This is a genomic window from Enterococcus sp. AZ015 (genome assembly GCF_050499225.1).
Lineage (GTDB): Bacteria > Bacillota > Bacilli > Lactobacillales > Enterococcaceae > Enterococcus_D > Enterococcus_D entomosocium.
The window spans coordinates 1,545,036-1,567,500 of the sequence record NZ_JBMHEX010000001.1 but is presented as its reverse complement, the minus strand read 5'-3'; the positions used below and the strand labels follow the sequence as shown (position 1 = coordinate 1,567,500).

Annotated in this window: 21 protein-coding genes and 2 rRNA genes (1 of these 23 running past the window's edge); 4 read left to right on the top strand and 19 right to left on the bottom strand. The window is 40.6% G+C overall.

The features are described 5' to 3' along the window. The 15 genes from IGK85_RS07305 to IGK85_RS07235 all read right to left on the bottom strand — a co-directional run. Positions 1–496 (bottom strand): 23S ribosomal RNA (locus IGK85_RS07305); it reaches 2,419 nt to the left of the window's first position. 228 nt (positions 497–724) lie between these two features. Further along, positions 725–2,284, bottom strand: a 16S ribosomal RNA gene (locus IGK85_RS07300). Together the 16S and 23S rRNA genes form the textbook arrangement of a ribosomal RNA operon. A gap of 543 nt (positions 2,285–2,827) precedes the next feature. Next, positions 2,828–3,013, bottom strand: coding sequence for a hypothetical protein (locus IGK85_RS07295; RefSeq protein ID WP_005236216.1), 186 nt, complete (start codon positions 3,011–3,013; stop codon positions 2,828–2,830). A gap of 138 nt (positions 3,014–3,151) precedes the next feature. Then, entirely contained in the window at positions 3,152–3,673 is a 522-nt protein-coding gene (locus tag IGK85_RS07290) for a GNAT family N-acetyltransferase (protein ID WP_008381336.1), read from the bottom strand. A gap of 57 nt (positions 3,674–3,730) precedes the next feature. Further along, on the bottom strand, positions 3,731–4,669 hold the full coding sequence (locus IGK85_RS07285; RefSeq protein ID WP_008381338.1) for a dihydroorotate oxidase: 939 nt from the start codon (positions 4,667–4,669) through the stop codon (positions 3,731–3,733). A gap of 206 nt (positions 4,670–4,875) precedes the next feature. After that, the gene (locus tag IGK85_RS07280; protein ID WP_008381339.1) at positions 4,876–5,916 is read right to left on the bottom strand and encodes a galactitol-1-phosphate 5-dehydrogenase; all 1,041 of its coding nucleotides are present in this window, start codon (positions 5,914–5,916) and stop codon (positions 4,876–4,878) included. A gap of 17 nt (positions 5,917–5,933) precedes the next feature. Next, positions 5,934–6,593 (bottom strand): class II aldolase/adducin family protein, encoded by a 660-nt coding sequence (locus IGK85_RS07275; RefSeq protein ID WP_008381340.1) that lies wholly within the window; start codon positions 6,591–6,593, stop codon positions 5,934–5,936. Next, positions 6,559–8,157, bottom strand: coding sequence for a PTS sugar transporter subunit IIA (locus tag IGK85_RS07270; RefSeq protein WP_223347087.1), 1,599 nt, complete (start codon positions 8,155–8,157; stop codon positions 6,559–6,561). Before IGK85_RS07270 ends, IGK85_RS07275 begins: the two co-directional genes overlap by 35 nt. A 335-nt stretch (positions 8,158–8,492) precedes the next feature. Beyond that, positions 8,493–8,933: a PTS sugar transporter subunit IIA gene (locus IGK85_RS07265; RefSeq protein WP_008381342.1), complete on the bottom strand. Its 441-nt coding sequence runs from the start codon at positions 8,931–8,933 to the stop codon at positions 8,493–8,495. A gap of 62 nt (positions 8,934–8,995) precedes the next feature. Then, a complete protein-coding gene (locus tag IGK85_RS07260) occupies positions 8,996–10,252 on the bottom strand; it encodes a PTS transporter subunit IIC (RefSeq protein ID WP_005236230.1) in 1,257 nt (418 codons plus the stop codon). A 2-nt stretch (positions 10,253–10,254) separates the two neighbouring features. Beyond that, on the bottom strand, positions 10,255–10,557 hold the full coding sequence (locus tag IGK85_RS07255; protein WP_005236235.1) for a PTS sugar transporter subunit IIB: 303 nt from the start codon (positions 10,555–10,557) through the stop codon (positions 10,255–10,257). Between the two features lie 24 nt (positions 10,558–10,581). Beyond that, a complete protein-coding gene (locus tag IGK85_RS07250; protein ID WP_035007158.1) occupies positions 10,582–11,655 on the bottom strand; it encodes an alcohol dehydrogenase catalytic domain-containing protein in 1,074 nt (357 codons plus the stop codon). Positions 11,656–12,193: 538 nt separating this feature from the next. Then, positions 12,194–12,511, bottom strand: a complete 318-nt coding sequence (locus IGK85_RS07245) for a DUF2500 domain-containing protein (RefSeq protein ID WP_005236239.1) — start codon at positions 12,509–12,511, stop codon at positions 12,194–12,196. 756 nt (positions 12,512–13,267) lie between these two features. Continuing rightward, positions 13,268–13,597: a metal-sulfur cluster assembly factor gene (locus IGK85_RS07240; RefSeq protein WP_008381344.1), complete on the bottom strand. Its 330-nt coding sequence runs from the start codon at positions 13,595–13,597 to the stop codon at positions 13,268–13,270. Positions 13,598–13,671: 74 nt separating this feature from the next. After that, positions 13,672–14,607 (bottom strand): YitT family protein, encoded by a 936-nt coding sequence (locus IGK85_RS07235; RefSeq protein WP_005236241.1) that lies wholly within the window; start codon positions 14,605–14,607, stop codon positions 13,672–13,674. 153 nt (positions 14,608–14,760) lie between these two features. On the opposite strand from IGK85_RS07235, the gene IGK85_RS07230 reads away from it, so the two are divergent. Continuing rightward, positions 14,761–15,252 (top strand): YajQ family cyclic di-GMP-binding protein, encoded by a 492-nt coding sequence (locus IGK85_RS07230; protein WP_008381345.1) that lies wholly within the window; start codon positions 14,761–14,763, stop codon positions 15,250–15,252. Positions 15,253–15,342: 90 nt separating this feature from the next. Here the strand turns inward: IGK85_RS07230 and IGK85_RS07225 are convergent, their stop codons facing one another. The 3 genes from IGK85_RS07225 to IGK85_RS07215 form a co-directional block, all read right to left on the bottom strand. After that, positions 15,343–17,832 (bottom strand): ATP-dependent DNA helicase, encoded by a 2,490-nt coding sequence (locus IGK85_RS07225; protein WP_008381346.1) that lies wholly within the window; start codon positions 17,830–17,832, stop codon positions 15,343–15,345. 259 nt (positions 17,833–18,091) lie between these two features. Continuing rightward, positions 18,092–18,628, bottom strand: coding sequence for a hypothetical protein (locus IGK85_RS07220; RefSeq protein ID WP_005236248.1), 537 nt, complete (start codon positions 18,626–18,628; stop codon positions 18,092–18,094). A gap of 278 nt (positions 18,629–18,906) precedes the next feature. Next, positions 18,907–19,320 (bottom strand): GNAT family N-acetyltransferase, encoded by a 414-nt coding sequence (locus IGK85_RS07215; RefSeq protein ID WP_008381348.1) that lies wholly within the window; start codon positions 19,318–19,320, stop codon positions 18,907–18,909. A gap of 98 nt (positions 19,321–19,418) precedes the next feature. Here IGK85_RS07215 and IGK85_RS07210 point away from each other — a divergent pair, with 98 nt between their 5' ends. The 3 genes from IGK85_RS07210 (at position 19,419) to IGK85_RS07200 (ending at position 21,760) form a co-directional block, all read left to right on the top strand. Next, positions 19,419–20,039 (top strand): MBL fold metallo-hydrolase, encoded by a 621-nt coding sequence (locus IGK85_RS07210; RefSeq protein ID WP_005236256.1) that lies wholly within the window; start codon positions 19,419–19,421, stop codon positions 20,037–20,039. Positions 20,040–20,073: 34 nt separating this feature from the next. Continuing rightward, positions 20,074–20,778 carry a histidine phosphatase family protein gene (locus IGK85_RS07205; RefSeq protein WP_005236258.1) on the top strand — a complete coding sequence of 235 codons (705 nt, stop codon included), beginning with the start codon at positions 20,074–20,076 and terminating at the stop codon, positions 20,776–20,778. Between the two features lie 148 nt (positions 20,779–20,926). Next, positions 20,927–21,760: an undecaprenyl-diphosphate phosphatase gene (locus IGK85_RS07200; RefSeq protein WP_005236259.1), complete on the top strand. Its 834-nt coding sequence runs from the start codon at positions 20,927–20,929 to the stop codon at positions 21,758–21,760. A gap of 74 nt (positions 21,761–21,834) precedes the next feature. Here IGK85_RS07200 and IGK85_RS07195 read toward each other — a convergent pair whose 3' ends face one another. After that, on the bottom strand, positions 21,835–22,458 hold the full coding sequence (locus tag IGK85_RS07195; protein ID WP_008381351.1) for a DUF47 domain-containing protein: 624 nt from the start codon (positions 22,456–22,458) through the stop codon (positions 21,835–21,837). Between the last annotated feature and the right edge of the window lie 7 nt (positions 22,459–22,465).

The window sequence follows — 22,465 nt, the reverse complement described above, 5'->3', positions numbered from 1 at the left end:
TGGTTCACTATCGGTCACTAGGGAGTATTTAGCCTTGGGAGATGGTCCTCCCGGATTCCGACGGAATTCCTCGTGTTCCGCCGTACTCAGGATCCTCCTAGGTGTTATCCAAATTTCGCCTACGGGGTTTTTACCCTCTTTGACATACTTTTCCAAGTATTTCGACTATCTGAATAGACTACCATATCGGAGTCCTACAACCCCAACAAGCAAGCTTGTTGGTTTGGGCTTTTCCCGTTTCGCTCGCCGCTACTCAGGGAATCGAATTTTCTTTCTCTTCCTGCAGGTACTTAGATGTTTCAGTTCTCTGCGTCTACCTCGACTGCGCTATGTATTCACGCAGACGTAACATCCTATAAAAGATGCTGGGTTTCCCCATTCGGAAATCTCTGGATCATAGCTTACTTACAGCTCCCCAAAGCATATCGGTGTTAGTCCCGTCCTTCATCGGCTCCTAGTGCCAAGGCATCCACCGTGCGCCCTTATTCACTTAACCTTTGACCTTACGGTCGGTTTTGAGTACTTCTTCTAGCGATAGAAGGTTGCTCAAGAAAATAAGCGTTGAACTTATTAAAAAACTCTTTTAACATTTCAACTCGGTGTGTGTTACTTGTTTTGATTTTTTCTTCGATATCCAGTTTTCAATGAACAAATTTGTTTGAGAGTAGACCTCTCAAAACTGAACAAAGGCAAACGATGTGTAGTCTTCCGAAATATTCCTTAGAAAGGAGGTGATCCAGCCGCACCTTCCGATACGGCTACCTTGTTACGACTTCACCCCAATCATCTATCCCACCTTAGGCGGCTGGCTCCAAAAAGGTTACCTCACCGACTTCGGGTGTTACAAACTCTCGTGGTGTGACGGGCGGTGTGTACAAGGCCCGGGAACGTATTCACCGCGGCGTGCTGATCCGCGATTACTAGCGATTCCGGCTTCATGTAGGCGAGTTGCAGCCTACAATCCGAACTGAGAGAAGCTTTAAGAGATTAGCTTAGCCTCGCGACTTCGCAACTCGTTGTACTTCCCATTGTAGCACGTGTGTAGCCCAGGTCATAAGGGGCATGATGATTTGACGTCATCCCCACCTTCCTCCGGTTTGTCACCGGCAGTCTCGCTAGAGTACCCAACTAAATGATGGCAACTAACAATAAGGGTTGCGCTCGTTGCGGGACTTAACCCAACATCTCACGACACGAGCTGACGACAACCATGCACCACCTGTCACTTTGCCCCCGAAGGGGAAGCTCTATCTCTAGAGTGGTCAAAGGATGTCAAGACCTGGTAAGGTTCTTCGCGTTGCTTCGAATTAAACCACATGCTCCACCGCTTGTGCGGGCCCCCGTCAATTCCTTTGAGTTTCAACCTTGCGGTCGTACTCCCCAGGCGGAGTGCTTAATGCGTTTGCTGCAGCACTGAAGGGCGGAAACCCTCCAACACTTAGCACTCATCGTTTACGGCGTGGACTACCAGGGTATCTAATCCTGTTCGCTCCCCACGCTTTCGAGCCTCAGCGTCAGTTACAGACCAGAGAGCCGCCTTCGCCACTGGTGTTCCTCCATATATCTACGCATTTCACCGCTACACATGGAATTCCACTCTCCTCTTCTGCACTCAAGTCTCCCAGTTTCCAATGACCCTCCCCGGTTGAGCCGGGGGCTTTCACATCAGACTTAAGAAACCGCCTGCGCTCGCTTTACGCCCAATAAATCCGGACAACGCTTGCCACCTACGTATTACCGCGGCTGCTGGCACGTAGTTAGCCGTGGCTTTCTGGTTAGATACCGTCAAGGGATGAACGTTTTACTCTCATCCTTGTTCTTCTCTAACAACAGAGTTTTACGATCCGAAAACCTTCTTCACTCACGCGGCGTTGCTCGGTCAGACTTTCGTCCATTGCCGAAGATTCCCTACTGCTGCCTCCCGTAGGAGTCTGGGCCGTGTCTCAGTCCCAGTGTGGCCGATCACCCTCTCAGGTCGGCTATGCATCGTTGCCTTGGTGAGCCGTTACCTCACCAACTAGCTAATGCACCGCGGGTCCATCCATCAGTGACGCAAAAGCGCCTTTCAACTTTCTTCCATGCGGAAAATAGTGTTATACGGTATTAGCACCTGTTTCCAAGTGTTATCCCCTTCTGATGGGCAGGTTACCCACGTGTTACTCACCCGTTCGCCACTCTTTTTCTTTCGGTGGAGCAAGCTCCGGTGAAAGAAAAAGCGTTCGACTTGCATGTATTAGGCACGCCGCCAGCGTTCGTCCTGAGCCAGGATCAAACTCTCATAATGATTTGTTTGAATGACCATACGGTCATTAAGCTCATAAAAATTAACTTTGCTAGCTATTGCTTGCATGTATTTGTTTCAATAAATTGAAACGTCCTACACATTGGTTCGTTTGCTTGCTTTGTTCAGTTTTCAAAGGTCTACAGTGCTTTGTTAGCAACTTTTATATCATATCAGAGCGACGTTTGATTGTCAACTCTTTTTTAAAAAGTTTTTTTCGCTCGTTGTTTTTCAACTTCGCAGCGGCTGTCTCAGCGACTTCATTAGAATAACAAATGATTTGTTATTTGTCAACAACTTTTTTTAATTAATTTTGTTGATGTATCAACATCGATTAACTATTTTATTATTGCGACTTCGTTATAATATCATCTGTTTCATTTTTGGTCAAGTCTTTTTTGAAGTTTTTTCAAACGCTCTTTTGACCCGCTGGCTCAATTGCCAACGTTGAATACTTTATCATTCTAAGAATGAAAGAGCAAGCTTTTTTCTGAAATATTTTCAACTAAGTCGAGATAAACAAAAAAACTACCCAAAATAGGTAGTTTAATCAATATCGATCGTACGAAAACGGATCTGATTTTGATCGTCTCGTTTTAAGGTTGTTTCTTCTTTCAGATAAGAAAACTTCTTCTCATTGATCGCTGGATTCTCAAGCATTTCTTCATAACCCGCAAAAATATCATGGATATATTTTTTATAAGCTTTTTTCTTTTTGATTCTTTTCTTCATTTGGCACCGTCCTTTACGTGCTTATCTTAGCAAGCCGAAAGGATTCTGACAACCATTATCCGCATTTTCATACCAAAAATTCACTTTGACACAACTATTCCATTAATTCAGCCAAGTGACACTAATGGAATAGAATGCTTAGCTTGCGGTCAAACGTTTTTGAAAAGCCAATCGCTCTCCGTTCGGAAAAGGGAATGTTACCTCTCCTTTGTATTGATAGCCAGCTGCTTGAATATTCTTTTGCATACCAATATTAGCTTTATACGTATCGATACGTAAATCAACGATTCCTTGCTCTAATGCAACCACTTCAAGAGCTTGCAGCAATTTGGCGCTTAACTTTTGCCCTTTAAAATGAGAACTGACAACGACGCGATGAATGGATAGATATGGACCGTTTCCATCCCACCCTGCGCCGGTAATTGCGTTGTAGACAGGATCTTCACCAGAAACCAGTGCCGCAGACGCTGCGATTTTCCCATCTTTCACTAACACATAGCTTTCACCTTTTGCAATATCTTCTTTGATTTGAGTTTCTTTTGGGCCATAGCCATTTTGCCATTGTGGGGATCCTTGAGCTTTTAAAAAAGCAATGCCTTCTTCAAAAAGCGCCATCAACTCAACCAGATCATCCTCCGTTGTTTTACGAAACTTCTCCATTAAAAACCACCTTTCTTCTATAAAAAGAAGCGGATAGTAAAGCATTCAAAGTCGTTCTTAATCAATCGTTTTTAATTTCCCCTGGAACTCACTGATTGATTGATACCCTTTTTCTTTCATGATCGCTGCTAATTCTTTCGTCAATCGTTCAAAGATCACCGGTCCTTCTTTTTGCAGCTCTGTGCCGATCTGCAACATAGAAGCGCCACATAACAAATGTTCATACGCATCTTGACCATTACGAATCCCACCAGTCCCGATAATTTTGATTTCTGGCTTGAGACGTGTATAGAAAGCCCGCACATTGGCTAATGCCGTTGGTTTCACATATTCGCCTCCCAAACCGCCAAACCCATCTTTTGGTTTGATGACTACTGAGTCAGTAGCAGGATCGATAAATAAAGCATTCCCAATACTATTGATTGAATTGATATAAGTTAACGGATACTTGTTCAATATCTTAGCCATCTCATCAAAGTGAGCCAAATCAAAGTATGGCGGCAATTTGACACCTAAAGGTTTTGTGAAAAAACCAAAGACTGTTTCCAAAATTTGATCGGTCAAAGGAAAATCATAGGCAACTTGGGGTTTTCCTGGCACGTTTGGACAAGAAAGATTTAACTCTGTGATTCCGTCAAAATCACTTTCTTGGATTTTCTTCAATAACTCAATGTTTTCAGCCACGCTCATACCAGCGACAGAGAAAAAGAAGGGCGCTTGCTGGGTCATTTCCTGCTGTTTTTTGATAGCATAGTCTAAGTAGTAGTCCACCCCTAGATTTGGTAATCCCATCGAATTGATGCTTCCTAACGGTAAATCGGTATAACGTGGTTCTGGATTTCCCGCACGTGCTTCTAGCGTTGCACTCTTCGTGACAAATGCCCCAGCTGCTGATGCCGCTAATTCATCTAATTCCTCGATCGTCATACAATGGACTCCTGAGGCGTTCATAAACGGATTTTTGTATGTATATTTCCCAAAATTCGTAGCTAACATTGATTCATTCCTCCAATCTTTTCAACTAGTTTACCGTTTCATTTCTGAAAATGCAACGATGTCTTTGAGTGGGACAGGTTTTAGAAGGAGCAACCTCTGTAATCAGAGTAGCAAATCAAAAAAACCATATCCATACAGCTTGTTAAAACTTACTGAATAAATATGGTTTTGAAAACAATCGGTTTATATTGTACTCAAATGTTTTTTTAGAGCATGATCATTATTTTATTAAAGCTTTCACTTCTATTTACCGCTAAATCAAATGCTCTTTGAAGATCCTCTAATGGAAAGCGATGGGAAATCATATGACTGACACTCAAGCGTCCGCTTTCTAAAAAGGTGATTGAATCAAACCATTCTTTACCTGGGAAAGGCGCAGAATAACTATTCCAAAAACCCTTAATGGTTAATTCACTGCGAAAGATTTTTTCAAATGCCCGTTGTCTAATCAAAACATCAGAATAAGCGATCCCTTGAAATCCAATTTTCCCGCCTTTTTTTGTCACTAAGAGACATTGCTCTTCGGTTATTTTAGTACCTGCACATTCCATTGCAATATCCACGCCTAAACCATCCGTTATTCGGGAGATCTCTGTTTCAAGATCTTGAAGACTAGGATTAATCGTATCGGTGACACCTAAATCTATTGCTTGTTCCAGTTTCTCTGATTGAATATCAATGCCAATGATCGTTTTCACACCCGCAATTTTTAACCATTGGATCGTCAGCAATCCAATCGTTCCTAACCCAAAAACTGCAACGACATCGCCCACTTTAGGTTCGATTCCATAAACACCATGCGCTGAGACAGCAAGAGGCTCAATCATGGCCGCTTCTTCAAAAGACAACTTAGTCCCTATTTTCACGATATTGCTCGCTGGCACGGAGACGTACTCTGCAAATCCCCCAAACCGTTGCGATCCCATCATGATATAGTCCGTACATAATTGATACTTCCCGATAGCACAGTATGCACAGTTACGACAAGGAATAAACGGGACAACAGCGACCCGATCGTCTTTTTTTAAATGATGAACAGAACGACCAACTTTTACAATAGTCCCAGCCATCTCGTGCCCCATGATCATGGGTAACTTGTATTTCCAGCCTTTACTCATTTTGTGGATATCTGACCCACAGATTCCTGAAGCTTCTACTTTTACAATCACTTCATTCTGATGGCATTGTGGAACATCCATTTCTCGAATCTCAAATTCATTCAGTCCAATTAAGAAACCAGCCCTCATCCACTCTCCTCCAATCTTCATTCATGGGATTCATAGGTAACGTTTGTTTTGTCAGTATAATATTCATAGCCCTGCTGGAGAAGCGCTTGCGAATGTAAATGCACATAAGCATTTGTTTCTAGTCTTTCCAGATAATCATTTGCAAAAGCCAAATTAGTGGCTCCAACAATTACCCCATGTTCTCGCAATAACATTCCATAAGGTAGTTTTTCTTCATTTGTCACCATGTTTTGAGAGTAGTCACCAACCAAGTGTGCTAACTTTTCAGTTGTTGCAGGTGCATAATCCAAACAACGGATCGCATCCGGTCCGAGACGAAGGTTTTCACAGACGATGGGCATATCAGTCCCTATACAACTGTAAACCATCAAATTTAATGGATGAGCATGAATCACTGCTTTGATCCGTGGATCTGAGTGATAAAAACTCATATGCATATTGATTTCCCTGGTCAAGCGACCAGTACCTTCGATGAGGGATAGTTTCTTATCTACCAAAAGAATTTGCGCTGCCTCTAATTCCCAAAGATACTGAACAGATGCCAAAGTAGGTGTCATCAAGAAATGATCTTCTGAAACTTTTATAGAGATATTGCCACCAGCAGCATCCGTTAGCTTCCTGTCAAATAAAGATTTGGCAATCTTACATATGAATTTCCTTTCTTCTAAATAATCCATCGGCTTCCTCCTGTCTAAAACGTAAATATTTTTCAATTAATCCATATTTCCCAAGAAACATAATATCTTCAACAATTTCTAAATATTCTTCACTTCTTACAAGAGCGACGAAGAAAACATAAGTCACTTGAAAATAATCCTCAGATCCGTAAGAGATTTTTTGTTTATTCGTCAAGAGGCTAATCGTGCTACGGTGGACATTTCCCCGATTGTTCGCATGAGCTAAAGCAACACCTTCACTTATTACGATATAAGGTCCATTTTGTTTCACATTTTCAACGACTTCTTCTACATAGCTCTGCTCAATACACTCGTTTTGTGTCAACACTTTCCCTGCTAAGCGTAAAGAATGCTCCCAAGAACATTTTTGGTCGATTCTGATAACATGCGAATTTAACAAGTAATCATGCAATTTTCTTTGTGGTTGTTGGACAAATTGATCAAATTTTTCTTCAGTCTCTTCTTCATTAATCGTAAACAAACGGTCAACCGTCTTTACTATATTTTGGATATCTTCTTGAGTCACAAAAGGTGTTATCCTTAAAACATCCTCTTCCAAAAAAGGCAAAGGATCAGCAGTTAAGATTAAACGATTGGCTTTTTGACGGAAGCACATCTTACGATAAGTAGCAAGTGTTAGCACATTCATAATTTTGAACTGCTTGTATCGACTAATTTTCATAGCAATCATTTTCGCTATCGATAAATTTTCACACACGATCCAGATATCGATTTTGCTCATCTTATATTCTTGTCGGGTTAAGGCAGTTGCGATATGAATAGCGATCGTAGTAATAAATGATTCATTGAAGGATCGGGACAGGTAGTTTTCAATGACACCACTATTAGCCCTTACAGCTACGATAATATCCATAAACTGATGCCGCAAAAGACCGATATTTTCAATATCCAAAATAATGTTCTCTTCTTCAATAATTTGTAAGTGATTGTATAGATCAGAAATTAAGTCAAATTCGTACTTTAGAGTCGTCCCTAAATCTTCATCAATTTTATTCAGAAAATAGATGACCAAATTATACAATTCAGCATCCTTCACATTTTTTCGCTTTTTCAAATGACAAAATTCTGCTATTGCCTGTTTGTCTTCGAAAGAGATCGTTCGATCAAATCTTTTTTCAATTTGATCGATGAGTATGCTCAGGTTTTCCGACATAACGACAAATTTGGGAGATTCACCTTGTTCTTTGCGGGGCATATTGATAACGATAAAAATATAGACGAAAAGATCAAACTGCTGATACTTTTCTGCATACTTTAACTCGTTAAAAATGAATCCCAGAAAGTCTAAATACTCCATTGACCCGTCAAATGCCCGAAGGATTTGCATCCCGACATAATTGATGTATCCTTTTGCGTCTATATTTTCTAAAAACAATGTAAACAAATACTCTCTTTTCTCCGATTGATTCATCTTAAGGATAACCCCTTCGCCCCTAAGCGTTTCGATATATTTACTCATGATCACTTCTTGTTTTTTCAACGTATTGATATCGCGGATGATTGTTAATCGACTGACGTAAAACAAATCAGCAAAATGATCCATCGTAAGAACATCTTCTGTTATCAATAAATTGATCAGAAGTAATGTGCGTCTTTCATCAGGATTCAAGGAATAGTCGTAAGGGGACAATTCTAAAACAAGCTGATAAGCTTCTGACAAATCTAGTTCATCAGGAACCTGTAAGTATCCGCTTTCAATTTTCACTTGCGGCATATCGTGAGTATTTAGAAACGAGTTCAAGACTTTGATTTCACTCGTGAATTTCTTTGGCGAGAGATTCAAGTTTTTATAAAGTTGCTCCAATCTAATTTTCGTTATTTTGTTATATAGTAGGAGATAGATGATTTCAGCAGTAATTTTCCTCACAGCACTCCTCCTTAATGAATAGACAAATTCTCTCTTAGAAAATCAACAAGTTTTTCAGGTTCACACTTGCTTAATTGAACAATAAAATTTCGAGATTGGATGCTTAAAATCAATTTTTGAAGAAATTCAATATAGGTATGCTCATCTTTTAGTGCCATGCAAAATACATGTTCGACTGCTAAGTCATCTACTTGCGTATCCATCTGTTTAAAAGTCACAGGCTTTTTTAGTCTTGCGTAACAGACAGAAGATTCTTTCACAGAGAGATCGAAGGTATGCGGAATCGCAACTGGCGGGTCAACTGGCAGACCAGTAGGAAAATGATGTTCGCGTTCGATACAAGACTCGATAAAACTATTCCCGACGAGCCCTTCGTTTAGCAGTTCAAGTCCGCATTGTTTAATCACTTCTATATTGGAGCGCTCATTCAATTCGATTGCTTTAAATTTCATACACTATTTCTCTCCCACTAAGCCATTTATTTTGTCAACAATTCGTTTATTCATTTGGTCAATTACCCAACGATTCGATGAAATAAGCTGATTATAATATTTGCTAAATTGTAGCCCCAGAAACTATCTGTCACAACCCCTTCCACAGGTACACCGGTCGCATTCATCATTTCGGTTGCTTCAGGTGCAAAGGTGTTTGTTCCAATTAGAACGATAACTAAGAAGAAAAAGCCAGTGACAAGCGTTCGAAAAAGATTGCCATTTGATGCTAATGCTAGTAGTGGAATCATATATACGATTACTGTTAAAACACCAACTGGAAAATAATGCATACCAGGGATAATAAATGCTAAGAATATTGCTATCGGAATCAGAATCACTGTCGTTGTGATCGCTGTCGGATCTCCAAGACCAAGAGCAATGTCCATGCCGATATATAATTTTTTCCCTTCGCCAATATGTTTCTTCATAAATTCTTTGGCAGCTTCCCCGATCGCAGTCAAGCCTTCCATCATAACAGAGACCATTTTGGGTATCAGTACTAGCACCGCTGAAACTCCAACCCCCATAGAAATCGCTACCGTAAATTCTTGGCGTGTCAATACGCCTAGAAAAGTTCCAACCAACAAACCGATAACTGCTGGATCTCCAAAAAAACCAATTTTACTTTCGACTTTTTCCAAACTGATATCGATTTTGTTAAGACCAGGAATCAAATCAATCAGTTTATTTACTAATAGTCCAAAAGGATAAGCGAAAGTAATAAATGAAAATGTCGTACAAGTCGTGCCTTCCAGTCCGTAATACGCCTCCCATCTAGGAGCAAACCACTGAGCCACGAATAAAGTGACAATTGATAAGCCAACCGTAACAGTCAAACCTAGCCAAAAACTATCAAACAAGGCATACGCTAATGCTCCAGGAATCAAAAAATGAATATAGTTCCAAATGTCGACATTCATAACCGTTGTCCATTTCAAAAGAATAAACAATACATTTAATCCTACGATCATCAAAATAGCAATCGCTGCAAAAGGTACTGACCACGACGCCGCTCCCACAGCAGCCCAGCCAACATCCATCGTGGTATATCCTGATCCCATTTCCTGATAATAATCGATGGCTGGTTGCAAGGAAGTACCCAGGAGTCCTACAACAAGCCCCAACCCTTGAAAGCCGATGCCGACTAAAAGCCCAGTTTTAAGTGCTTTGCCAATTTTCATCCTAAAGACACAGCTTAAAATAAAAATGACAACGGGTAGCATAACCGATGCCCCCATATCCATGATGTTTTGAATAACTGATAATACAGCTTCCATTTTTATCCCCCTTTAATAATTCGATGGCACTCTTCAACGATTTTCTGCGCGGTCTGCTCTTCGTTGATTCCCGATATCAAACTGAAAACAGGAAGAATCGGTACTTTTACTGGCTTGACATATCGAGTAGTCACCAAGATTAAATCCACTGTTTCTGCTTTTGAGGGAATTTGATTAATATTCCCTTTGGTGATGGAAGCCTGAATGTTGCTCTGAGCTAAGATTTGTTTGACTTTCTCTTGAACAACCGTGGACGTGGCGATCCCACTACCACAAGCAATATAGATCTCAATTTTTTTATTCATTTTCTTTCTCCTCCTTTCCTTACTCTATTTTTGAGATTTCAATAAAGAATGAATTTTATACTCTTCTTCTGGTAGTAAAACGACTTTTAACGCCTTCCCTTCTCTCGTCAATTCGATGGCCTGATTGATGTCAGCTAAAGGCAAAACATGAGAAATAATTTTTTCAGCAGGAAACTGATCAGATAAGGATAAATGGAAAGATTTTTCGACTTGAATACTATTTGCACCATAATGACCATAAATCCAGAGATTGTTATAATGAACTGCATTCGTATCTATAGGCGTTAATTGATTCTTTGCTACACCACCAAAAAAGACGACAATTCCACATTTTTTAGCCATATAAATACTTTGTTGCTGTGCTTCTATTGATGGATTAGCTGAAATCACTTTATGTGCGCCATGTCCATTCGTATACTCTTTCACCTTTTCTACAGGATCTTCTTTGGAAGAATCGATCCTATGATCTACATTAAACGCTTCCATAAGAGCTAGTCTGTCAGCATTTTTATCAATCACGATTACCTTGCTTGCTCCGCGAATCCTTGCTAGAATCGCTAAAAAGACCCCAATTGGACCTGCACCAATAATGACGACCGAATCGCCTAACGAAACCTGAATATTCTCCATGCATGCATAAGTGGAGGATAAGGGTTCAGCTAATGTTGCCGCGATAGGCTCTCGTCCTTCTGGCACTTCAAAAATCGCTCCTCGTTCTACTCTTGTTGCACTATATGCTATATACTCTGCAAAACCGCCTTGAAGATCGGTGTAACTTTCAGCTTCCGTACAACATTCGTGCTTCCCATTACGACAATTTTCGCAACGTAGGCAATGAGCCATAGGGTATACATAAACCATCTGCCCTCTTTGATACTTCGTCACATTTTCATCAATTTCGACGATCTCACCAACGATTTCGTGTCCATAAATATGAGGGTAGCGCCCCGCTTTTGAATCGGTCAGCAAATTGCGAATATCAGAGCCGCACAGACCAACTGCCTTAACCTTCAATAGAAAACCTCCTTCTGGACAGCAGGGTCGCTCTACTTGTTCATAGCGAATATCTCCTGGTCCATACATCAACGCAGCCTTCATTTTTTTCACAAACGTTCAACTCCATTCATTCTTTCTTATTTTACATGTTCATTGTAAGGTGCGTCGGATGTACCTCACAAGTAACACTTTTTGCATTTCAAGTTCTATATTTGTTACTTGAATGAGAAAATGTTTGTGAAAAACCAAGAACGATTTTTCCTTCTTGGAATTATTTTGAAGCCACGTAAAAACAAAAAAACCTCTTAGCAATGAGCCAAGAGGTTTTGGTGAAGCAAACTATTCTATTTATGAGTATTTAAAACTATAGGTAGCTCATCACTTCTTCCATTCGAACGGATGAGTGAACTAAATTGAGCCGTTCCTCGTAGGAAACTTTCCTCGGTCTTGGTTTCAATTATGCGACCTCAGTAAGGAGAAATTCTCAAGTGTTACTCGATGATACTTGCGTTTTCCATTGAAAGCGTACAATTCAAATCATTTCAAATGATAAGACACTTGAATAGGAGTTTTTTAATTGACTGTTCAACTTTTTTTGAAATTGAAAACGAATAAACACATACTATATACATACAAATTTTTACCTATCAAGTGAATTAAACCTTTTTCTTTGATACCTCAATACCCCAGTATCTCCGATGACGTATAATTTGTATTTTCCATACCCTACTTTAAATTCTAATCTTTCGCCACTTGCGATTTCAAATAAAAGATAATAGGTAATGGATTGATTCGTAAAGCCGTTTGCAGCAATATTCGTGCTACTTGTCATTCGTTTGTCAACTAGCGTGGCAAGTATTGACACTTCTGGCGTAGATTGATCCTTTAAGAATTCGACAATATGATATAAGATAACTGCGACGAAAATAAAAGCAAATAAAGTAAACAGAAAATCCACAAAACACACTCCTTTTTGTTTTTTATGATCAAGGGAATCAAGCAAATCATTTTTACAACTTAACTATAATTATACATTAATTCAATTAATTAATCTCGAAACTCTAATAAAATATGTTACTTGCTAAATGATTGACCGAAACTGTAACTGGGCTATCGTTTTCATGTATGGATTGTTGCATACAATACATTTGTATATTTGTTAGCCAAGAGTCATTTGAAAGGATGATATAACGTGACCTTTGAAAAAGCATTTCTAGAATCATCCTTTTTCTTTCTACATTGACTCCTTTAGGAAAAACCATCGTATCCCAAAGTCTCTGACTAAATTCAGTTACTTTTATTTAGACATGTTTTCTCGGATGCACCATAAGGTTATCAATGTGGATGAATAAGAATTTAATCTATGCTCTCTTTTTGTCAAAATGATTGAAGGTTTATTGAAAGTATTACTATTTCGGTAAAGTTAAATACTAACTCACTTTCAGTTGTCACATGAATGGAAAATAAGCTGAGCTTTCAGGTTCTAAAATATCTTGTATTCCTTAATGCTTTTAGTAAAAAAGCTTAACTTTTTCACCAAGTAATTGTTTATTTAATAAAGTATTCTAAAAAAAACTCTTCTACCAACTATTTTCAAAGTTAATAAAAGAGTTCTGTGTTTATTTTCTCATTTTGCCAACTGTCCACCACCTAAGAAAACAGCTTGTTCCAACTAGTTAACAAATATGAAACACAATTGTATGATTGAAAATCCTTAACGAATCCCCAAAGCAATCCGTGCATAACGACTCATTTTATCAGTCGTCCAAGCGGGATACCAGACTAGTTTTACTTCTGGATTTTTGACTTCTGGAATATCGCTTAGTGCTTCGTGTATCGATTCAGTCAATACGTCGGCTAAGGGACAGCCCATTGTTGTTAAGGTCATTTTGATTATGGTATTGCCTGTTTCTGCATCAAATTCGACTTCATAAACTAAGCCTAGATTCACTATATCAATCCCCAACTCAGGGTCAATCACGGTTTCCAAGGCAGCCAAGACACGCTCTTTGATTGCTTCTGCTTCTACTTCAGTATATGCCACGGTTGAAGACCTCCTTTAATTCTTGTTTCAAATAATACCTTCTTTTGCAAGATTTGTAAATGGACGATCCTTGATTATGGACGGCTTTTCTTGTGTATTTTCAGTTCTGGGAAGACCCCCGTCGTTTTAAAGGTCCGTTGTTCATCATCTGTCGCAAAACGACCTGTGATCGATTGGGTCGGCACAAAGTTAATAAACGCATTGCCGTCTGCTTCTAAAACGGCTTGTTCTAAATCGTAGATCTCGTAGCGGGTCACGACCATCATGATCATATTGCCCGGTACGCCTGAATAGCCTCCGACTGAGGGGAACAAAGTCATGCCACGAAACACATGCTTAGAAATATTTTTCCCAACAGCTTCCGCATTGGTCGTAATAATCATGGCCGTTACCTTTTGATGACTTGTGTGCAGCATGTCCACAACGTAGCTCATTGCGAAAATCGAAATGATCGTGTACAACGCACTTTCCCAAGAAAAGACGAAACCTGAGACCATGACAATAATGCCATTTAAAATAAACATATATTTACCGACTGTTTTTCCAGTCGTTTTTGATAATATCAACGAAAGGATATCCATTCCGCCGGTGGTAAAACCCATTTTCAGTGAAAACGCAACGCCGACGCCTAACAGTACGCCACCGAGCAAAGCGTTAACCAAAATATTGTCAGTGATTGCTCCTTGTGGAAGGATTATCGTTAAGACAGAAACGACAACGACATTGATAAAGCTCAATAGTGTCGATGATTTCCCGAGTTTGATGAACCCGAGAACAAAGATAGGCAAGTTTAAGAGGAAAATAAACAGCCCTGTACTAAGGTGAACGCCAAAATGTTCCAAGGCAAGTGCCACGATCAATTGGGCGACCCCGTTCATCCCAGCAGAAAGAACGTTTGCGGGAATCAAAAAGAAATTTAAAGCAATGGCTGCGGTGATACCTGACAGCAAAATAACCCCTATTTTTTTCAATCGTTCTGATTGTTCGTGCTTCGTTAATAACTTACTCACAATGATCTAGCTCCTTCACTAAAAATCTCCTTCCAAAGAATAGCAGTTTGTGTGAAAAAATGAAACAATTATTTGCAAAAATTTACTTTTCATTCCCGCATCGTTCGCCTCCATGTTAAAATCATAGGTAAGAGATGAGAGGAGTGATTGATTTTGGCAAAAGAAGCAAGTTTTGATGTCGTATCTGAGATCAACACAGAAGAAGTGAAAAACGCCATTCAACAGGCGGAAAAAGAATTGAAAAACCGATTTGATTTTAAAGGCTCCACGGTAGAAATCAAGATGGCTGAGGGCAAATTGACGATTGTCGGGGATGACGAATTTAAGCTGGAGCAAATCAAGGATGTGCTCTTTGGGAAGCTGATCAAACGGAATGTACCAACGAAAAATATTCAATTTGGCGAAACGGAGCATGCCTTGGGAGCAAAAGCTCGTCAAACAGCAGAATTGATCAATGGGATCGATAAAGAAAACGCCAAAAAAATAACGACTGCGATCAAAAACGCCAAGCTAAAAGTTAAAACTCAAATTCAAGACAATCAAATTCGGGTAACCGGCAAAAGTCGTGACGATCTGCAAGAGGTGATCCAATTGTTGCGTAAACTGCCCTTGACGATCGACTTACAGTTTACAAATTATCGCTAATCAAAAAACTAGAACAGAGTCTAACGTGTTGGTTAGGCAAAATCAGCTTTATCTGCTGATTTTGCACAACCTCTCCTGAAAGCTCTGCTTCTAGTTTTTTTCTTGCCAAAAATGAGTCAATGCCTTTGATAACTCTTGCGGCCGACGAATGTTTAAGGCATGCTGCCAGTGCAGTGGGAAAAGTTCTTGGTAACGCGGTGTCCGAAAACGTTGATCCAGCAATAACACCACGCCGCGATCGCTGACATCCCGGATCACTCGACCGGCTGCTTGCAGGACTTTATTCATCCCGGGCAGCTGATAGGCATACGCAAAGCCAGCTGCCTTTTTCTCATCGTAATATTCCCGAATCAATTCTTGCTCGTGATTGATTTGCGGCAGTCCGACTCCTACCACTGCCGCACCGATCAAGCGATCGCCTTTCAAGTCGATCCCTTCAGAAAAAATTCCACCAAGGACACAAAATGCCACTAATGTTTTTGGCTGGCTCTCTTGTCCGTCTTGACTTGTTTCTAGCAAGGATGATCGTTGCCGCTCAAGAGATTGAAACTGTGCAAGAAACGCCTCGCGCTCTACTTCGTTCATGGCTGTCCCCTGAATCAAGACCTCCACCTCTGGCGCCTGTTGGGAAAATGCTGCCGCCACATCATCCAAGTAACGATAAGAAGGGAAAAAGACCATATAGTTTCCCGCTTTCGCTGCGGTCATTTGCTGGATTGCATCAACGATTGCAGGAATGCTGGCTTCACGTTGGCGATACGTTGTTTGGATATAGTCTGCAATAAAAATCCCCTGATTTTTCGGATCAAAAGGACTTGGCAGGCGATAGCGCAAAGCTTCATTGCCGCCTCCTAACACCTCTTGATAATAGGACAAAGGAGTAAAGCTCGCAGAAAACAACAGGCTGGCCTTGCCCTTATCTAACACAGATTCCAAAAACGGCGCTGGTTCAATGCAAAATTGCCGTAGTTTGATATCATAGCGGTCGATCTCCACCGTCGTTTCGTAGTGATCATCATAAAATTCACTGATCTTCAAATAATGGTTAGCTTCAAAATACACTTGCAGCACTTCTTCTTGCAATTCATGCTCAGGATTTGCCGGCAACCATTCCTTCATCAATTCAGCTACTTTGTAGAGCTGATTGACCATCGTTTCATGGGGAGCTGCTTGATGGTGATATTCCCACTCTTCCTCTTTTGCTATTTGAGCAATAGCCGCAAATTCTTTGTCAACTTTGTTTAGGGCGCGTTTTAATTTTTGCTGGTCATTGGATAGTTTCTTCTTTAATTCCTTAAATGGCTGCCGGGTAATGGTTGCCGAATACATTTCTTTGGAACGGTTGACTAAGTTATGGGCCTCATCCACTAGAAAGAAATATTCTTCATCCGGCTCCTCAAAAAATCTTCGCAAATAAACGGTGGGATCAAACAAATAATTATAATCACCAATAATGACATCGCAAAAGACACTGACATCCAGTGAAAGCTCGAAGGGACAGACCGTATGTTTCTTTCCGTAGGTCTCGATCACTTCTCGGGTTATTTGGTTCTCGTGATGCAACAGATCCCATAATGCTTCGTTGATTCGATTGTAATAGCCTTGCGCATACGCACAGTGTTCTGGCGTACAGTTTCGTTCATCTAAAAAACAGATTTTGTCTTTGGCGGTAATCGTGACACTTTTGGTTTCACTACCGTTGTCTGCTAACTTGCTCAGTGCATCTTCGGCCACTTGTCTGGTGATCGTCTTCGCCGTCAGATAAAAGACCCGATCAGCCCCTTCTTCCCCTAGCACTTTTAATGCGGGAAACAGCGTTGACATGGTTTTTCCAGTTCCAGTTGGCGCTTCCGCAAAAAGTCGCTTGCCATTTTTTAGTGTTTTATACGCCGCTGCTGCTAACTCTCGCTGCCCTTTGCGAAAGGTTTCAAAGGGAAAAGACAGCAGCTGCAAAGACGTATTGCGGACACGGCGCCAATTCTCTTGAAAAACTAACCATTTATGATATTCCTGAAGTAATTCTTCATAAAAAACAGCTAATTCTGAAAACTGAAATGTTCTTCTCGTACGGGTGGTCAGCTTTTCAGTGGTTTGATAATAAGTCAATTGTACGGCGATTCGATCGATGGGTCTCTTCGGATCATTACCTTCAGCAATAGGTTCCGCTTCTGGTTTCTCTTGATTTTCACTGTCACTAAGCGCTGCTTGTTCATTTTCTTGTAGTAAAAACAAATAAGCATAAACCATTCCCTGGGCAAAAAACAAATCGATTTGATCTTCAGGGATATCTTCGAACGCTGGTTCTGAAGTTTTGATCTCATCGATCACCCAAGAATTAAGAGTTGCATCAAAAAAGAGACCATCGGCACGTCCTTCGACAGTGATCGAATCTTTCTCAATTTGGCTTTCTCGTTTGAAAAAGACTTCTTTTTGATACGCATCCCCAGCCTCTTTTTGTAGTTGGCGATGGATACGGGCGCCTTCTTGCGCGGTATGATTACTGACTTTGCGGCTATCAATATCGCCTCGGCGCAAAATAAATTCTACGATTTTTCTAACCGCAACTTTTCCTTTATACACGTGTTCACCTTCTCGTTTGCCATTATAGCGGATAGATTACTTTTGGAAAAGCGAACAGAAACAGCTTTTCATCCTCTGCGGAGAGTATCCTATCCAAACAGGTTTTATCACCATGAAAAAACCACTTGCAACAAAACACCTACTCATCAGATAATTGACTTCATTTTTTCTTCCAGAAAATGGGTTTGGCGAAGGATTTACAAAAAAGCCTACTCTACTCACCTAAGCAAGTAAAGCAGGGCTATTTTTTGAAAGATATTTATTGATCGACTTGAATATCATAACTGACACCATTTTGGTCAAAAGCTTGTTGATTGTCTAGATCTAAGGTGAACTCAAAGGTCCGTCCATCTGCTTTGATCGTCAAATGCTTCCCTTCAACCGTGTATGATGCATCTTGATAGGTGATCTCATAAATTTGATAAGGGTCGTTGGACAACTGTACCTCTGAATGGGAAAAATGACGCTGAAAATCACTTTCGATTTGTCCTTCATACAAGGCAACATCACTAAAGCTGGCTGAACTATCTTCTAAATCTGCCATCGGCAAATACTGCTTAACGATCGTCAACTCATTCTCATGAAAATCATAAACCCCTTGGCTTTGCGGAAAGATGACACTCTCATCTTGGATCAGCATCAAATCAAGGTCGCCATTTTCAACCGTTTTTGAGGCGGAAGTAACAGTTTCAGAAACTTCTTTCGAATCGTTGATGGTTAGCTCCTCTTGGCCACAGCTCACTAAAGCGAGCGCGGCGAAGCATAGAGTGAAAAAAAATTGCAGGGATTTTTTCATAAAAACACCTTCTTACAAAGAGTTGAGGTATACCAATCAAAACTAACGCAAGATACAGATCACACACTTTCCTCGAAGTTGGTCACGAAGAATGTTCATGCTTTCGTCAAAAACTAGACCCGTTTCAAACGAATCAACGCTTTCTTATTTTAATTAGTATAACAGCAGTTTTTTGCTAATGCGGTTTCTTAGAAAAATTTTCGAATTCCCACAATAATTCTAAGCTTTTCTCTCATCAAACTATTGGTTATCCTTATCACCTGCCTGCCAAAGGTTGATCACAGCATCTTCACGAAGTAAAGCCTATCCGTGCCAAGCACAGGTGTATCCGTAAGCACAGCAAACGGTTCGAAGCCGACTGCTTGGTAGAATTGCGGCGCTTGGTAGTCTTGGGTGGTAACCGTCACGGAACGACACCCCGCTTTTTTACCGTGATCAAAAAGTGCTTTTATCAATTGTTTCCCGATCCCCTGATTCTGATGGCTTGGATCAACTGCTAACAATTGAATATGGATCGTATTGCCTGTCCGTTTTCCAATTACCCCACCAAGTTGATCCTGATTGTCAAAAAAAGCAAATGAAAGCTGCTCTTGATCGGAAAAGGCACTCACTGCCTCTGTTTTTTTCGTTGAATGATTTAGCCATTGACAGACTGCCTGACGATTGTCTTCTGCGTTTATCGTTTTTATCATTAATTTTTCACTCCTAAAAACCTTTCTTTATTTCCTCTTATACTTTAAGCTATACTTATAGTCAGACACAAGTATTTGTGATCCTAGGAGGTTTTAGCATGAAAATCATTGGTTTAGTGACAGGACCCGTTCAAGAAAATTGTTACCTAATTTGGAAAGAAGATGTTTTGTTGATTATTGATCCTGGAGCAGAAGCAGCGAGATTGATCGCTGAGATCGAAAAAACAGGCGCAAAACCAGCAGCGATTTTATTGACCCACACTCATTATGACCATATCGGCGCAGTTGACCATTTGCGGGATTATTATCAGATCCCCGTTTACGTGAGTCCGCTTGAGCAAGGATGGCTAAGTGATCCTATGAAAAACCTTTCTGGCCGTCATCCTGAATTAGGAACCATCACCGCACGTCCAGCTGAATTCGAGCTAGAGTTGAAAGAGTACGAGATAGCTGGCATGTCCTTTAAGGTTGTTGCAACCCCGGGTCATTCCATTGGCAGCGTCAGTTTTATTTTTGACAATTTTGTCGTTTCCGGAGACGCCTTATTTAAAGGTAGCATTGGTCGGACAGACCTGCCAACCGGAAATTTGGAACAATTGCTGACCAGCATCCAAACGCAACTCTTTGTTTTACCGAATCAAATGGCGGTCTATCCTGGCCACGGAGAACCAACAACGATCGAAATTGAGAAACGGACCAATCCGTTTTTTAACGCATAAACGTATGACGAATCAAAAGGAGGAATAACTAGTTATGGCAAAGACGGAATTGTATGTCGTGCGTCACGGAAAAACAATGTTTAACACATTGCAGCGGGTGCAAGGCTGGTGTGACACACCATTGACTCGAACCGGTGAACAAGGCATCCACTATTTAGGCCTTGGGTTACGCGATGTGGATTTTGTAGAAGCAGTATCCAGTGACAGCGGTCGCGCGATTGAAACCATGCGTCTGATACTGGGTGAACATGTCAGAGGACCGGAGATCCCTTATCACATCGACAAACGGATTCGTGAATGGTGCTTTGGCTCACTTGAAGGGGCCTATGATGCAGAAATGTGGGGCGTTCTGCCGCGGATTCTTGATTTTCCTGATTATGATGAGATGATTGCTAATCATGTCACGTTTGAGGCGATCGCCAATGCGATCTACCACGCCGATACAGCCAATTGGGCGGAAACCTTTGATGTTTTGACCGAACGTGTCAAAACAGGGTTTGAAGATATCGCCTATCGCGTTGAGAAAAAAGGCGGCGGCAATGCGTTAGTTGTGTCTCACGGCTTAACGATCGCTTTTCTTTTGCATCTGATCAATGATGAGAACAATGTTCGTATGGATATTGAAAATGGTTCGGTCACTCGACTGATCTACGAAGACGGCAGCTTTACCATCGCCGAAGTTGGTAACACAGAATACATCAAAAAAGGCTTAGCGCTCTCTCAAGAGCTTTTGTCCTAAGAGAAACCTCTGACGGCTAATCAATTTCTTCAAGAAAGGAGCAGTTTTTGTTTTAAAAACTGCCCTCTTTTTTTAGGAAAAAGATTGGTATTCGAATCAGGAAACGGTATACTAAGAGTTGTATTTTGTCATAGAAAGGACTGGACCAATGTTTTTTACAAATTTTATAAAAGCGATTTTATTTGGGATCATTGAAGGGATCACGGAATGGCTGCCAATTAGCAGCACTGGTCACTTGATTCTTGCCGACGAATTTATCGGTTTGAATGTTACCCCCGAATTTATGACGATGTTCAATGTTGTCATTCAATTGGGCGCGATACTAGCGGTCGTCTACTTATATTTCCATAAACTGAACCCTTTTTCCCCACAAAAAAATGAAATAGAGAAAAAAGATACGTGGACGTTATGGTTTAAAGTTATTGTTGCGGTCTTGCCATCGGTTATTATCGGATTGCCGTTAGATGATTGGTTAGATGCGCACTTCTACAACTTTTTCTCCGTTTCGATCGTCTTGATCGTTTATGGGATCGGCTTTATCGTAGTTGAAAAACGAAACAAGAATAAAGCACCGAAATGTACCGATTTGAACAAATTCACCTACAAAGCGGCCTTGATTGTCGGCATGTTCCAGGTATTGGCATTGATCCCAGGAACTTCTCGTTCTGGTGCTACTATCTTAGGTGCTATCATGATCGGCGCTTCTCGTTATGTTGCTGCTGAATTTTCATTTTTCTTAGGTATTCCAACCATGTTTGGTGCCAGTGCCTTGAAAATCTTCAAGTTTTTGAAAGATGGCAATGCCTTTGATTTCCAAGGAACCGTCATCTTATTAACAGGAACCATCGTCTCATTCATCGTTTCGATCATCGCGATCCGTTTCTTGATGAACTACATCAAGCGTAACGATTTTACCGTATTTGGATGGTATCGTATCGTTTTAGGAATCATTTTGATCGGCTATTGGCTGATCCAATTATAAGCAAAAAGAGCAACTCTTGTGGCACTTACCTGCCCAAGAGTTGCTCTTTTTTTGTTTGAAAGGTCTCTAGTTCCTCACGTGTTTTTGATTACCATACCGTCAATAATATCCACCGCACTTTCGGTGTCGTTGATAATTGATTCAAAACGATCATAAACATCTTTCCATTTAATGATTTCAAGAACGTCCGTTTCGTCTGTGAATAACGCTTTTTTCATTTTTGAATACAAACGGTCTGCTTCTGATTCAATCGTATTCACATCATTAATCATTTGACGCAATGTTTTTGAATTTTTGAACTTAGGAAATTCTTTTAAGGCCGTTTCAACGCCTTGTGTCGCTTGAACGATCATTCCAGCAAATAAGTTGGTTTCAGGGCGGATCTTCGTAATGACCAAATTCTCAAATAAATAAGTCAGTCCCATAATGCCATCCAAAATATCATCTAGACGCTCTGAAATGACTAGGATGTCCTCGCGATCGATAGGGGTGATAAATGAATCATATAACTCATTGGTTAGCTCAGCGATCACTTTATCCCCTTCTTTTTCCAAAGCATGAATCTCAGCTGCTGCTTCGGTCAATGCTCGTTCAGAATAATCGTTGATCAAAAGCGAAAAACGTTTGGCAGCTAAATGGCCGTTCGTCGCCAACTGCTCCATTGCTGCAAAATAATCGAATCCTTTTTTTCGTGCCATTACTTTC